Source organism: Peptacetobacter sp. AB845 (assembly GCF_047528295.1).
Taxonomy (GTDB): Bacteria; Bacillota; Clostridia; order Peptostreptococcales; family Peptostreptococcaceae; genus Peptacetobacter.
Window position 1 is genome coordinate 69021 of record NZ_CP180001.1, and the last position, 13717, is coordinate 82737.

16 protein-coding genes and 1 pseudogene are annotated in these 13717 nt (G+C 30.8%); 4 read left to right on the plus strand and 13 right to left on the minus strand.

Features of this window, described 5'->3' with window-relative positions; translation table 11 throughout:
* Positions 1–8: 8 nt before the first annotated feature.
* Positions 9–860, minus strand: coding sequence for a MerR family transcriptional regulator (locus ACK2WO_RS00310; RefSeq protein ID WP_414698048.1), 852 nt, complete (start codon positions 858–860; stop codon positions 9–11).
* Positions 861–968: 108 nt separating this feature from the next.
* Between ACK2WO_RS00310 and ACK2WO_RS00315 the strand changes: the two genes are divergently transcribed.
* Both ACK2WO_RS00315 and ACK2WO_RS00320 read left to right on the plus strand, forming a co-directional pair.
* Positions 969–1613 carry a GNAT family N-acetyltransferase gene (locus tag ACK2WO_RS00315; RefSeq protein WP_414698049.1) on the plus strand — a complete coding sequence of 215 codons (645 nt, stop codon included), beginning with the start codon at positions 969–971 and terminating at the stop codon, positions 1611–1613.
* A 237-nt stretch (positions 1614–1850) separates the two neighbouring features.
* The gene (locus ACK2WO_RS00320; RefSeq protein WP_414698725.1) at positions 1851–2498 is read left to right on the plus strand and encodes a LysR family transcriptional regulator; all 648 of its coding nucleotides are present in this window, start codon (positions 1851–1853) and stop codon (positions 2496–2498) included.
* Between the two features lie 42 nt (positions 2499–2540).
* Here ACK2WO_RS00320 and ACK2WO_RS00325 read toward each other — a convergent pair whose 3' ends face one another.
* From ACK2WO_RS00325 to ACK2WO_RS00340, 4 genes are all read right to left on the minus strand, one after another.
* Complete coding sequence (locus tag ACK2WO_RS00325) at positions 2541–3530, minus strand: ornithine cyclodeaminase family protein (RefSeq protein WP_414698050.1); 990 nt, start codon at positions 3528–3530, stop codon at positions 2541–2543.
* Between the two features lie 150 nt (positions 3531–3680).
* Positions 3681–4721, minus strand: a complete 1041-nt coding sequence (locus ACK2WO_RS00330) for a DUF4118 domain-containing protein (RefSeq protein ID WP_414698051.1) — start codon at positions 4719–4721, stop codon at positions 3681–3683.
* A 120-nt stretch (positions 4722–4841) separates the two neighbouring features.
* Positions 4842–5318, minus strand: a complete 477-nt coding sequence (locus ACK2WO_RS00335) for a threonine/serine exporter family protein (RefSeq protein ID WP_414698052.1) — start codon at positions 5316–5318, stop codon at positions 4842–4844.
* Positions 5319–6095, minus strand: coding sequence for a threonine/serine exporter family protein (locus ACK2WO_RS00340; protein WP_178412704.1), 777 nt, complete (start codon positions 6093–6095; stop codon positions 5319–5321). It abuts the gene before it with no gap.
* Between the two features lie 306 nt (positions 6096–6401).
* Between ACK2WO_RS00340 and ACK2WO_RS00345 the strand changes: the two genes are divergently transcribed.
* A complete protein-coding gene (locus ACK2WO_RS00345) occupies positions 6402–7217 on the plus strand; it encodes a carbon-nitrogen hydrolase family protein (protein ID WP_414698053.1) in 816 nt (271 codons plus the stop codon).
* A 147-nt stretch (positions 7218–7364) separates the two neighbouring features.
* Complete coding sequence (locus tag ACK2WO_RS00350) at positions 7365–8042, plus strand: phosphoribosylaminoimidazolesuccinocarboxamide synthase (protein ID WP_178412706.1); 678 nt, start codon at positions 7365–7367, stop codon at positions 8040–8042.
* Between the two features lie 59 nt (positions 8043–8101).
* Here ACK2WO_RS00350 and ACK2WO_RS00355 read toward each other — a convergent pair whose 3' ends face one another.
* The 8 genes and pseudogenes from ACK2WO_RS00355 to ACK2WO_RS00390 all read right to left on the minus strand — a co-directional run bounded on the left by ACK2WO_RS00355 (position 8102) and on the right by ACK2WO_RS00390 (position 13641).
* Entirely contained in the window at positions 8102–8563 is a 462-nt protein-coding gene (locus tag ACK2WO_RS00355; RefSeq protein ID WP_414698054.1) for a methylated-DNA--[protein]-cysteine S-methyltransferase, read from the minus strand.
* An 89-nt stretch (positions 8564–8652) separates the two neighbouring features.
* The gene (locus ACK2WO_RS00360) at positions 8653–9309 is read right to left on the minus strand and encodes a B3/4 domain-containing protein (RefSeq protein WP_414698055.1); all 657 of its coding nucleotides are present in this window, start codon (positions 9307–9309) and stop codon (positions 8653–8655) included.
* 24 nt (positions 9310–9333) lie between these two features.
* Positions 9334–9840, minus strand: a complete 507-nt coding sequence (locus ACK2WO_RS00365) for a DNA-deoxyinosine glycosylase (protein ID WP_414698726.1) — start codon at positions 9838–9840, stop codon at positions 9334–9336.
* Positions 9820–10197 (minus strand): annotated as a pseudogene (locus ACK2WO_RS00370) (arsenate reductase ArsC); the annotation flags it as partial. The pseudogene ACK2WO_RS00370 and the gene ACK2WO_RS00365, both read right to left, overlap by 21 nt.
* Before the next feature lie 59 nt (positions 10198–10256).
* Positions 10257–10622: a thioredoxin family protein gene (locus ACK2WO_RS00375; protein WP_414698056.1), complete on the minus strand. Its 366-nt coding sequence runs from the start codon at positions 10620–10622 to the stop codon at positions 10257–10259.
* A 115-nt stretch (positions 10623–10737) separates the two neighbouring features.
* Entirely contained in the window at positions 10738–11727 is a 990-nt protein-coding gene (locus tag ACK2WO_RS00380; RefSeq protein WP_414698057.1) for a permease, read from the minus strand.
* A 177-nt stretch (positions 11728–11904) separates the two neighbouring features.
* Positions 11905–12222 (minus strand): ArsR/SmtB family transcription factor, encoded by a 318-nt coding sequence (locus ACK2WO_RS00385; protein ID WP_006440629.1) that lies wholly within the window; start codon positions 12220–12222, stop codon positions 11905–11907.
* A gap of 201 nt (positions 12223–12423) precedes the next feature.
* The gene (locus ACK2WO_RS00390; RefSeq protein ID WP_414698058.1) at positions 12424–13641 is read right to left on the minus strand and encodes an amidohydrolase family protein; all 1218 of its coding nucleotides are present in this window, start codon (positions 13639–13641) and stop codon (positions 12424–12426) included.
* Between the last annotated feature and the right edge of the window lie 76 nt (positions 13642–13717).

The window sequence follows — 13717 nt, forward strand, 5'->3', positions numbered from 1 at the left end:
CCAATAATTTATTTTACACTATTGATGTTATTTTCTTCAACTCTTATCATAATTTGAGTAATATAATCTTCCATATCTGAAATAGCAAAGTCATTCATACCTATTTCAAAGGAATATCCAGCAAGTGTTAGATTATTTTCTTCTGCGTATTTTACAATTTCACCATAAAAATTGGGTAATGTATCCCAATCCCCCATATGATATGCACAAATATATTTTCCTTTTGGTTTGATTATTGTGTTTTTAGTATTTTTAGACTCCATATCTTCTAGCATCTCGATAAAAAGCCCATCGTACTCCTCAAATTCTCCCCTTTTTATCTTATCCACTGATACAAAACTACCTATTCCCTTACAATACTCGTCAACAGTCCAAACATCTTTTATATGTGTTATTAGCTGTTTTAAATCATCGTCTTCAAATTTAAAAGGTGTAAAGAAAAATTTTTGCTCTTCACAATCAATAACTTTTATAGAATTCTTTTTCCTTACCTCATCACATTTATTTAACTTATTTAACTTATCCTCAAGTACTTCTCTTCTTCTATTTAATGTCCTTATTTCACGATCTATCTCCTTTATTTTTACATCCGCTATTTCTTTAAAATCCTCTTCATTTGGACTATCTATATATTTCTTTATCTCATCAAGTCCCATATTTAGTTCTTTCAACATCTTTATATACTCAAAATCCACACCTTGCATATAATCATAATATCTATAACCGTTATCTCCTTTATAATCTGGAGAAAAAATTCCAATCTCGTCGTAATAGTGAAGCGTTCTCTTATTTACATTGTGTAATTTTGCAAATTGAGACACAGTTAATTTTATTATTTCATTTTCTCTAAAATTTTTCATATTTCCTCCTTGACTCTACAGTTACTGTATACTTTATATTAATTATATCGTAATAAAGCGGAAATGAAATAGAAGAATAAATAAAATTTAGGAAAAGAGGTATTTAAAATGGAAAAAGATAAAAGAATAGAAAAAGAAATAGTATTTGAAGATTACAATGAAAGCCACAGAGAAAAATTATTCGATATAATAAGAAAAACTTGGAACTATGATCAGTTTGCTTCACCAAAAATAGCTAAAAAATTATCTGTTATATTCCTTTATAGCTGTTTAGCTCAGCAGACTTTCACTAAGGTTGCACTTATAGACAACACTCCTGTTGGTGTAATAATGGCTAGAAATAAGAGTAAGGAAAAATCTAATATAAAATATAAATTTAAACAGTTTATGTCTATAATCTCTCTTATGATTTCTAAAGAAGGAAGACAGACATCTAAAATATTTAAAGGTGTAAGTGATACAGATAAAGTTCTTTTAAATGAATCTAATAGAGATTATTCTGGTGAGCTTGTGTTCTTCGCAATCGACTCTGATTGTAGAGGTATGGGCCTTGGAAAAAAATTATTCTCTAAAGCTAAAGAATATATGAAATCTGATGGTATGAACGATTTCTACTTATTTACTGATACAACTTGTAACTTTGGATTCTATGAGCACAATGGTATGACTAGAAGAGGAGAAAAAAGAGAACAGGTAGAAGTTGATGGACAGAAGGCAGATATGAAGTTCTTCATTTATGACTTCGATTTATAAGATAGATTCAAAAGAAAAATGAAGGCTGTTGCAATTAATGCAATGGCCTTTTTAAGTGAGTAATCACAATTATTTTATCTCCAGTCCTCAGCGCCCCAATTATTTGAAAAACATTTAAATGTATGGAGCGCTTGCGGAATTGTCGATGCAAATTAATTTGTGATTACTCACTTAAATACCTATTGTAAAAACTTGCAACAGCAATCATTTATATAAAAAACTAGAAATTATATAATTATCGCTGTTGTTGATTGTGGTAGCTTTCCAAAGGCTGCAGAAAGTTTGTATATATCTCCAACCGCAGTTATGAAACAGATGAACACATTAGAAAAAAATTTAGATTTGACAGATTATAGGTTGCATTTAGTTCCTTTTGAGGATAATCACGAGGGAATTGTTTCTGAGATTGAAAATCTTGGTGAAAAGTTTGATTTCTTGGTTGGTGTTTGTGATTCAAAAATATGGCTGTCAATTTGTAATTTTCTTCCTCTTGGTAGGTATAAAAAGATGATAGCAGTTTCTAGAGATCACAGATTAGCTTCTAAGAATTGTATTGAACTTGAAGATTTGTATGGAGAGAATTTAATGATGGTCGCTCGTGGAGATTCTGGTATAAATGATTTTATCAGAAATGATTTAGAAAAGAATCATCCTGAGATTAATATTATAGACACTCCACAGTTCTATGATTGGTCTGTTTTTAATTCTTATGCGGATTCTGGCAATGTGTTGTTGACTATTGAGTGTTGGAAGGATGTTCATCCTGGGCTTGTTTCTATTCCCGTGAATTGGGATTATAGTATTCCTTATGGGATTTTGTATAGCAAGGATGCTCCTGATGATGTAAATAAGTTTGTTAGATTGGCTAATGAGATTGTGGAATAATAAAAAGGGACTCTTACGAATCCCTTTTATTATTGGATAATATTATTCCCAATTTGTTCCTATATTTTTTTCTATAGCTCTGTCATAAATCATCTGAGCTGTTACAACATCCTGTACTCCGATTCCTACACTTTTGAAGATTATTATTTCATCATCTGATTCTCTTCCAGGTATTTTTTCACTTACAACATCGCCTAGTTCTTTATTTAAATCATTTTCTTTTGATATTATTCCTTTTTTAAGAGGAGTTATTATACATCCTGCTTCTTCTAGTACAGCTTCTACTGAATCACAGAATATTTTAGATGCTCTTTTTATACTAACTTCATCTATTTCATGCATGTTAGGCATATATGAACCAACACCACTTATTAATGCTCCTTCTTTCACAAGATTACCATCTATAACTGGAACTTCTGATGTAGTTGCTAATACTATAACATCTGCATCTTTTATAGCATCATCTGAAGAATCTGCAGCAACTATTTTTGCTACATAAGAAGCTAATTCTTTTGACATATCTTCAGCAAATTTTTCTCTTTTTTCTTTATTTCTGCTAAATACTCTAACTTCTTCAAGTTCTCTAGCTGCAAGCATAGCCTCTAACTGAGCTGGAGCCTGTCCACCTGTACCTATTAATGCACCAACTTTTGCGTCTTTTCTAGCAAGAAGGTCCACTGCTGCACCTGAAGCCGCACCTGTTCTAACCCGAGTTATATATGTTCCATCCATTACAGATATAACTTCACCTGTAGTTGCATCCATTAGTATAACTGTCGCTGGCACAACTGGTTTTCCTTTTTCAGCATTTCCTGGGAATACTGAAACAATTTTTATCCCTGCACAGTCTAATGATTTTACATATCCTGGCATGAATAACATACTTTCCCCTTCTCTTACTGTCCCTAAGTTTGTTCTTATAGGAACTATTGCATCTTTTTCACTGAATGCTTGATAAGCTTTTTTGTCCGCTTCTATAGCATCTTTCATTGTAAATACTTTTTTTATGTCTGATTTGTTAAGTAATAGCATAATTTTCCTCCAACTATTTTCATTTTATTATCCCCTTAGATATATTATACTTGTTGAAGAAATAAAAAAACAGAGAGAAAAATTCATATAAAAAATGGATGTCTAATTAATAATATAGACACCCATTTATTTTTTATTTTATATTCTTATTTAATATTCATCATTTGCTTTGTTGACAGTACTATTATCATACAAGAAATCATCTAAAGTAGCATAATCACTTCCTGTAATTCTATTAATCTTCTGAACAAGTTTTTCGCCTTCTCCTTCGATAATAGCACGATGTCTTCTCGCATAAATATTTTCTCTCTCAAGGGCAATTGCAGTCTGTTCTGCAACTACTCCAATAATTTTCTTTTCTTCATCAGAAAGAATCTCTCTCTTATAACAAGCAACACCTATAACACCAAGTGTTAGGTAATTCCCTTTTATAGGAACATAGTATGCATTGCTATCTTCCTCTCTTATACCAGTCTTTACCCCATTAGGATCTACCTTCTTAACACCTACTCCTTTAGGCTTACCACTTCTGAAGCATTCTTTTATAACTTCCCTCTCTTTGACTAACTTAAATAGATTCTCACTACCATTGTTATTACATATATAAACGTGAGGCTCCATAAGGTTTCTTCTCTCATCAGCGATAGTTATTAAAACAGTCTTTCCAAGGATATTTACAAGGTTTTCTCCACAATTTTCTACAACTTGCTCTCTATCTCTAGCTTTTAAAAATGATCCATCTGTACGATATAGCATTTCCATTTTTTTAGCCTGTATTTTTTCAGCTTCAACCCTTTTCTTTAACTTAGATGTTATACCAGCGGCTAATAGCGATACCCCTACCATAACGGCAAAAGAAAGTGTATACATCTTTTGATCTACTGCAAACGTATAACGAGGATCTATGAAGAAAAAGTTATATATAAACATTGATGATACCGAAGCTATTGTTCCAAAAATATATCCTTCTGTAAATCTAGCCGTCAGTACAGCAGCCAAAACATATAATACAACTATACTTGTATTATCCATTCTGCTATTTTCAAAGAATAGAGCTAAACAAGTTATTCCTGCTAATGAAGCTAAAAGTCTTATCCCATTTCCAAATATATAAGATTTTAAATGTATTTCTTCTTCATTGTGGTGATATAATTTTGTTTTTCTATCCTTGTAGAAATTTCTTTCTATCACTTTTCCCTCCTCCTTTCTAAATTCTGACATCAGAACTATATTATATACCCTCATTATACAATAATCTAGTTATTTTTAGGTTAATTTATTATCTTTATATATATCAAATTTATGATTTAATTAAATATTTTTCTTCTTTAATGTTATATTGAATTTTTTAAGAAATCTAGCAAGATGGAAATTCTTAAATAATGATGTTACAAATACAAGAGAAAGTGCCAATGCACCTGCAGAAGCCAATGTTTCTGTCATTACATTTCCTGCTGTAACATAATGCTCAAGAATAAATTCATATATTGAACGATACACACCAAATCCAGGTACAAGTACAATTAACGCACAAGCACTTGGTATTGTTGCCGGAATCATATACACCCTTGCGCAGACTTCACAATACACACTAAACGATACTCCTGCTGCAAAAAACGCTGCACCTGGAGCAAATCCCATATATATAGAAGTTATCTTATATACAAACCAACCTATAGCACCACCTACACCTGCAACTCTAAGGGTTCTTCCTTTTATATTAAATAATATACCAAACCCTACAGCTACACCATACGCCGCTACAGTTTCAATCAATATTCTTATCATTTAAAAGAATCCTCCTCTCAGATACCAGTTTAGAACTAATGCCATTCCAACAGCCGTTGCAGTCCCACTAAATATTACTTCTGATAACTTAGCTGTCCCAGCAACAAGCTGACCATCCAGTATATCCCTTATAGCATTTGTTAGTGCAAATCCAGGAACCAAAAGCATTATTACTCCTGCTATTATGTAGTCCATTGTTTTTAACACTCCACCCTCTACACACACAACAGAGGACATAGCTATAAATGCAGCACAAATTATATTAACAAAAAATTCGTTAAGGTTCTTTTCAGATAAATATTCTTGTAAAATCTTTGTAACCATCCCTACAAGAAAAGACATTATAAAATCTATTTCTCCACCTCCAAATAAAATAGAGAAACAAGATGTCACAAGTCCTGCCCCAAGTATAGTAATTGTATATGAATAACTTTCTTTCTTACAAATCTGTTCTAGTCTTTCCTCGCATTCATCTATACTTAGCTTTTCATAAGCTATATTCCTAGACAAAGCATTTATATTTTTCATCATATTTAAATCTGTAGATCTCTCGTTTATTCTCTTTACCACTGAATAAACCTTTTTATTTTTATAAACTGATAATAATAATGTGGTCGGTGTTGCAAAGACTTCTGCATTATCTATCCCAAATGCCATACAAAGTCTTTGTATCGTATCCTCTACTCTATAAATTTCTCCACCACATTTTAGCATGTTTCTACCAGCTTCAGCAGCAAAGTTGAGGATTCTATCTATATCCTCAAAATCTCTTTCCATTTTTTTACCTCCTTATTTACTTTTTTACACAACTTTATACACTGAATTCCTTGTTATTAAGGAATTCCCTTTAACAACTCTAAACAATTATACAACATTTATACACTGAATTCGCCATAAATTATACATTTCTATAGATTAGATATTGTTCTATAGTTTTTGATTATAAGTTCAAAATATTGATTAGTTCAAAAATTTTATTTTTGTGTAAAATCAATGATTACAAGTCTTTTTCTATGTTATAATACAGATAATATATAAATTTTAAAAATTCAAAAATATTTTACTCTTTCAAAGGAGGTAAAAATGAAAATAGCAGTTTGTCAAATGAAGGTTTGCGACGATAAAGATAAAAACATATCACATGCATTAGATATGATAGATGAAGCAGCTAATAATGGTGCTCAAATTATAGTCTTACCAGAGATGTTTAATTGCCCTTATGAAAATAGTTACTTCCCAGTATTTGCTGAGGAGTACCCAGGAAATACTACTGAAGCATTAAAAAATGCAGCAAAGAAAAATTCTATCTACTTAGTTGGTGGAAGTATACCGGAATCAGAAAATGGAAATATCTACAATACTTCATTCATATTTGACAGAAATGGAGAGCTTATTGGAAAACATCAAAAAATGCATCTTTTTGATATAGATGTAGAAGGTGGTGTATCTTTTAAGGAATCTGATACACTTTCTGCTGGAAATAAAGTGACTGTTGTAGATACAGAGTTCGGAAAAATAGGTGTTGCTATTTGCTATGATATAAGATTTCCCGAACTTTCTCGTTTAATGGCTTTGGAAGGTGCCGAACTTATTATTCTTCCTGCAGCGTTTAATATGACAACTGGACCTACACATTGGGAGCTTTCTATAAGAATGAGAGCACTCGATAATCAGGTTTATTTTGTCGGAGCTGCACCTGCTAGAGATGAATCCGCATCTTATGTAGCTTTTGGAAATTCTAGGGTTGCAGACCCTTGGGGAAATATAATAGCTACTGCAGACGAAAAAGAATGCATAATATACGCTGATATAGATAAATCCTATACTGAAAAAGTAAGAAATGAACTTCCATTATTAAAACATAGAAGAACAGATTTATATTCAGTGAACTTTTTTTAATTTTTTCAAAAAATAGTTCAACTTTTTGACTATTTTGTGTTATAATAGATTTTGCAAAAGGGAAAAACACCCTCAAAATCCGAACACTTTTCGGATTAAGTAAAAAAGACTATAATTAATTTTTATATATTCATTGGAGGAAAAGGCATGAAAAAAGTATACACAGGTAAAACTAAAGACGTTTTTGAATTAGACAACGGTAATTTTGAATTATTATTCAAAGATGATTGTACTGGTAAAGATGGAGTATTCGATCCAGGCGAAAACTCAATAGGTTTAACAATAGAAGGTATAGGTAGAGAAAACTTAAAAACTTCTGTTCACTACTTTGAATTATTAAAAGAAGCAGGAATAAAAACTCACTACGTTAGTGCTGACATAGAAAGATCAACTATGGAAGTATTACCAGCTAAAGTTTTCGGTAAAGGTGTAGAAGTTATATGCCGTTACAGAGCAGTAGGAAGCTTCATAAGAAGATACGGAGAATACATAGAAAACGGAGCTAAATTAGACGCTTACGTTGAAGTTACTTTAAAAGACGATGAAAGATGTGACCCATTAGTTACTTCTGAAGGATTAGAAGCTTTAGGAATAATGACTCAGGCTCAGTTCGATCAGATGAAAGAAAGAACTAGAAAAATAACTGCAGTTGTTGCTAAAGACTTAGAAGAAAAAGGATTAGAATTATACGACATAAAATTCGAATTTGGATTCTACAATGACGAAGTTATATTAATAGACGAAATAGCTTCAGGAAACATGAGAGTTTACAAAGATGGCGAAATAGTTGATCCAATGGACTTAACTAAAATGATATTAGCTTAATTATTTTTTAAAAATATGAGACCTTTGCGATTTGCATTGGTCTCTTTTTTTATTCATAATTATAAATTATTTTCTATTTTTAACAGCTTTTCCTTTATATCAATTCCTCCTGCATAACCTGTCATACTTCCATTGCTTCCAACAACTCTATGACAAGGAACTATTATTGCAATTGGATTTTTGTTATTTGCATTACCAACAGCTCTACAAGCTTTTTCATTCCCTATTACATTGGCTATATCTTTATAACTTCTAGTTTCACCATAAGGAATATTTAAAAGCTCTTTCCATACTTTTTTCTGAAATTCAGTACCCATCATCTCTATTTCAATATCAAAGCTTTTTCTTTTCCCAGATAGGTATTCTTTTAATTGCATATATGTTTTTATTATAGAATCTGTTTCTCTTTCTATTTCATTTTCTTTTTTAGAATCAGAAAATACAAGTCCGATTATCTTCCCTTCTTTTTCTGATATTTTTATTGTTCCTATTTCTGTATCGTAGCAAAAGTAATTAATCATAATTCAAAATCCTATTCTATTTTTATAGTATTATAATATTCATCACATATTGTTCTTTATTTCATATAATTCTTATTATCGTATATAATCTATTCTACTATAGTAGTTTTTATATTTTTTCCATTTGCGTATTTTTCAAGAAGTCCTTTTATTTCATTCATTCCGCTTTCTAATTTATCTTTTCCTGAGAATGAAAATAAACACATCATTATTTTTTCTGCATTTTCATCTATTGCTGCTCTTCTTGAATCACTTGTTGGACTGCCAAATTTTCCTTCTTCATCTGCTAATACTGGCATATTAGCTACATTTACCATGTCTTTTCCAATTCCCTTGTACTCATCTCCATCTTCTCCAACAGTGAATACTACATTTTCTCCTATGTTTTCGGTGTTATAAGATCCTATTGAAAATTGAGTTTTCATAGATATTAAGTTATTTATATCTACAATATTATTCACAAAATATATTCCTTTTCCTTGAAGTACTCTTCTTATAAGTGCTTCTGAAGATGTTCTATATCTTGAAGGATTTTTCCCACAAGCTTTATAAGCCTTTCTATTTGCAGCTATTGTTTCTTCTATAGATAATTCTTCTAGTTTTATGTTATTTGTAATTAGTTCACATTCTTCGTTTAATAAATTTACTAGCTCTTCTGAGCTTTCTTTTACTTTAACTTCTGCCTCAACTACTCCAACCATACAGTCTGGTACTAAATTTTTTAGCTTTTCGTCAATTTTTAACATTTTACTACACTTCCCTTTTTACTTTTATTTAATTATTTTCCACTCTTCCACCAATCTTTCTACAGAAAAAGCTGCATTTGCTGGACTTGTAGAAGGTAGTTTTTCTATTTCTATTCCCACATATGAGCAATATTTCTTATATAACTTAAATGATTTATCTCCATTTGCAAATATCCTATCTATTTTGCTATTCTTAACAACTTCAGCTATATCATTTACAACCACATTTTTTATACTACTATCGCTAGAACCTTTGATAACACAAGACTTTATAACGTCCCAAATTGCTATGTTGTTTTTTAAAAGCATTTCCTTTTTTTCTTCTATAGTAGTTGGAAGTTCTGTTTCTGTAAGGCTTGAAATCACCTGCCAAAATCTATTTCTAGGATGTCCATAGTAAAAGTTCTGCTCTCTTGATTTTACCGATGGAAAACTTCCAAGTATTAATACTTTTGAATTTTCATCGTATACAGGCTCAAAAGTATGCTCTACCTTTTGGTATTTTTTATATTTCTCTCTTAATTCAATTATATCTTTTTCTATTTCTGAGATAATTTCTCTAAATTTATCGTCACCTTTTCCAGTTGGATCCTCAAGTTTTAAGTCCTCATCAAACTTTCTTCCTATTATTGGACAAGATACTCCACATCCCATAGAAACCATTAAATCTACATTTGGAATATCTTTCATCAATTTAGAATATTGATTTTCTTCCATATCTATATCGTATATTTCTTTCATTAATCTTATAGCATCTTTGTTTATTTCTCTAGGCTCTGTTCCTGCTGAGTATGGCTCAAATACATCTGATGCGTATTTTTTACAAAGAGCCTCTGCAATCTGACTTCTACAAGAATTATGAACACAGATAAAAGCTATTTTTAGCATATTTTCACCTCTTTTATAAAAATAATTTAGATATTTTTAATATACAAACCTTAATAAAACTATATATTCTTTTTAAGTAGTTCAACTATTTCATCTGTTTTAAGTACTTTTCCAACAGATACCACTTTTTCATTTATTACTATACCTGGTGTAGACATAACTCCATAAGTAACTATTTCTATTAAATCTTCTATTTTTTCAATATCTGCATCAAGATTTAATATTTCAACAGCTTCTTTTACATTATCATTTACTTTATCGCACTTTTCGCAACCTTCACCAAGCACTTTGATACTAACTTTTTCGCCACTTAAATTGATATTTTCTTTTTCTAAATCTTTATTTAAATCTTTTTCATTTATACTTTCATCAACTTTTTCTATCTCATCTTTTTTCTTATTTTTTCCAAATCCAAAAAGTCCCATATCTTCACCTCAAAATTTTATTATTTAATCCTTTATTTTATCCACTTATTGCAAAATATCAACAATTTAGCAGATTAATTACAAATTTTTCCTTATTTTATCAACATATTCACCACTATATCAACATATATCCAAATGCATTGAATAAGTATCCTATTAATATTATACCAATAGTTACAATAGCAAAGAATAGTCCAAGTAATTTAGGTTTTACTGCTTTTCTAAGCATTATCATAGACGGAAGAGATAACGCTGTAACTCCCATCATAAATGAAAGAACAGTTCCAAGTCCTGCTCCCTTAGCAAATAGACTCTCAGCTATTGGAACTGTTCCAAATATATCCGCATACATTGGAACTCCAACCGCAGTTGCTATAGGTACAGAGTACCATCTTTCAGCTCCAAGCACTTTTTCCACAAATTCAGCTGGAATTACATTATGTATAATTGCTCCAATCCCAACACCTACAAATATATATGGAGCAACTTTTTTAACTGTTTCTAATACTTTTTCTTTTGCAAAAGCTATTCTTTCCTTTGTTGTAGGCTCATCTATATCTAAGTCAACATTTGGTGCTTTTCTTATAAACTCTTCTATCTCATCTTCCATATTAGATTTTTCTATAATTAATCCACCTATAACAGCTAAAATCAAACCTACTATTACATATGCAACAGCTATTTTAGTCCCAAATATACTCATTAAAAGTACAAGCGATCCTAAATCTACTAGTGGAGACGATATTAAAAAAGAAAATGTCGCTCCCAAAGGAAGTCCTGCACTCGTAAAACCTATAAATAACGGAATTGACGAACATGAGCAAAATGGCGTAACTGTTCCTAAAAGTGCTGCAAGTATATTAATTTTTATACCTTTGAATTTTTCTAATATCTTCTTTGTTTTTTCTGGTGGGAAGTAACTCTGAATATATGATATTACAAATATCAACACAGATAGCAATATAAATATTTTAATCACATCGTATATAAAGAATTGAAGTATTCCATATATCGTAGAATTGCTATCAAGTCCCAATTTATCTAACCCCATTCCTACTAGGGTATTTATCCATTTCATTCCCAAGATTTGATTTTGTATAAACATAATTTCCTCTCCTTCTTCTTTTGTTTTATATATTTTTTAATATTTAATTTTTAAATCTATACATTTATATATATCGATATATAAATGTTTTTAAAAGTCATCCTAAATATAGATGACTTTAATTTCTTTAATTATATAATTATTTTACATTATATGACTATTTTTTAAATTATATGATTATTTCTCACAATCACAACTATTATCTGCATTTAACTTGGCTGATGCTGCAAAATCACTTAAAAGATCAAACACTGAATCAAACGAAGATTCTATTATACTGTAGTGCATCCACTTACCTTCTTTTCTACCAAATACTATTCCAGAATCACAAAGTATTTTCATGTGGTGAGAAAGTGTAGACTGACTTATCTGCAGTTCTTCAAGTAGCTTACAAGCACATTTTTCTCCATCTTTAAGTATTTCTAGTATTTTTATTCTATTTTCATCGCCTAATGCTTTAAATATTTTTATTTCTTTTGTATGTAGTGAGTTCATATTTATCCCTCCTGATAGTTTATATTATATTTAATATATCGATATATGTCAATATGAACTACTCACAATTTAATTATAAAAAAAGACTCTAAAAACAATTACAAACTGCTCTTAGAGTCTTTACATCTCATCAAATTTCTTTATATTTTAGTTTATATTTTATAAAATATATTTTTATTTAACAAAATCAATTTTTAAATATTATATAAATCTTACTCCTTCAGAGTATACAGCTTTTCCATTTAGGTAAACTGTGTTTATATTTTTTATGCAATCTATGTTCTGGCTTAAATCTCCATCTACTACTGTTATATCTGCTATATATCCTTCTTCTATTAATCCAAGTTCATCGCCTTTTCCAAGAACTTTTGCTGGATTTGAAGTTGAAGTCTGTACAGCCTGAACTGGAGTTATTCCGTATTTTACCATGTAACTCATTTCTTCAGCTATTGGTAATACTGGTGCTCCGTACATTACCATATCACTACCTGTACATACAGTTACACCTGTGTCATATAATTTTTTGAAGTTGTCTCTGTATGATTCATAGGCTGGTTCATAGTATGCGTAGTCTCTCTGTTCTTTAGCTGCAACAGGATCGTTAAATACATCCGCATTTCCTTCTTCTATATTCTTTTTACATACTTCATATAAGTAAGTGTATGCAAATATTGTTGGAGTCCAAGCTATTCCTTTGTCTCTCATCTGTTCTGCCTGTTCAACAGTTAAGAATGTTCCATGTTCTATTGTGTCGAATCCAGCATCTATACACATCTGTATTGATGGATGTGTTCCTGCGTGAACAACGCATTTTATTCCTCTTCTGTGGCATTCATCAACAGCCGCATCTAGTTCTTCCTGAGTAAATTCTGGTATATGTGAACGGTGGCTAGTTAGAAGTTTTATCCATTCTGCTCCGTCTCTCATCTGTTTTCTTATTTCTTTTCTGATTTCCCAAGGACCATCAACCTGTATAACTTCATCCCAACAATGTCCACCAGTCATACACATTCCAGCATCAACATGTGTTATTCTTGGTATAGTTATAAATCCTTTTGATTCAGCTAGTTTTAGAGTTTTACATACTCCATGAGGTGAGTAACAGTCTCTTATACTAGTTATACCTTTTGTAAATGCAGCCTGTGCATGCTGAAGTGCATACATCATTATCATCTGGTCATTGTAATTAAAGCTATCTGGCTGACTATACCAATATCCAAGATGTGCATGCATGTCGAACATACCTGGCATTATTGTAGCATCACCAAAATCTCTTACTTCTTCATTTGGATGTTTAGCCTTTACTTCTCCTAGTGCTCCTACTGTTTCTATTATTCCTCTTTCATTTATATATACAGCAGAATTTGTTAAAACCGTTTTCCCGTCTCCTGTGATGATTTTGTTAGCAGTAATTATCATAATACTTCCCTCCTAATTAACCCTAATTTCATTTATGAATCGAATTTTTTTAATATTCAATCTATCTCTATTATAT

Coding starts and splice junctions, on each gene's coding strand:
- ACK2WO_RS00385 (WP_006440629.1), bottom strand. CDS start 12,222: ATGAACTCACTACATACAAAAGAAATAAAAATATTTAAAGCATTAGGC.
- ACK2WO_RS00340 (WP_178412704.1), bottom strand. CDS start 6,095: ATGGAAAGAGATTTTGAGGATATAGATAGAATCCTCAACTTTGCTGCT.
- ACK2WO_RS00355 (WP_414698054.1), bottom strand. CDS start 8,563: ATGATTAATTACTTTTGCTACGATACAGAAATAGGAACAATAAAAATA.
- ACK2WO_RS00325 (WP_414698050.1), bottom strand. CDS start 3,530: ATGCTATTACTTAACAAATCAGACATAAAAAAAGTATTTACAATGAAA.
- ACK2WO_RS00350 (WP_178412706.1), top strand. CDS start 7,365: ATGAAAAAAGTATACACAGGTAAAACTAAAGACGTTTTTGAATTAGAC.
- ACK2WO_RS00310 (WP_414698048.1), bottom strand. CDS start 860: ATGAAAAATTTTAGAGAAAATGAAATAATAAAATTAACTGTGTCTCAA.
- ACK2WO_RS00390 (WP_414698058.1), bottom strand. CDS start 13,641: ATGATAATTACTGCTAACAAAATCATCACAGGAGACGGGAAAACGGTT.
- ACK2WO_RS00375 (WP_414698056.1), bottom strand. CDS start 10,622: ATGGGACTTTTTGGATTTGGAAAAAATAAGAAAAAAGATGAGATAGAA.
- ACK2WO_RS00380 (WP_414698057.1), bottom strand. CDS start 11,727: ATGTTTATACAAAATCAAATCTTGGGAATGAAATGGATAAATACCCTA.
- ACK2WO_RS00345 (WP_414698053.1), top strand. CDS start 6,402: ATGAAAATAGCAGTTTGTCAAATGAAGGTTTGCGACGATAAAGATAAA.
- ACK2WO_RS00360 (WP_414698055.1), bottom strand. CDS start 9,309: ATGTTAAAAATTGACGAAAAGCTAAAAAATTTAGTACCAGACTGTATG.
- ACK2WO_RS00315 (WP_414698049.1), top strand. CDS start 969: ATGGAAAAAGATAAAAGAATAGAAAAAGAAATAGTATTTGAAGATTAC.
- ACK2WO_RS00335 (WP_414698052.1), bottom strand. CDS start 5,318: ATGATAAGAATATTGATTGAAACTGTAGCGGCGTATGGTGTAGCTGTA.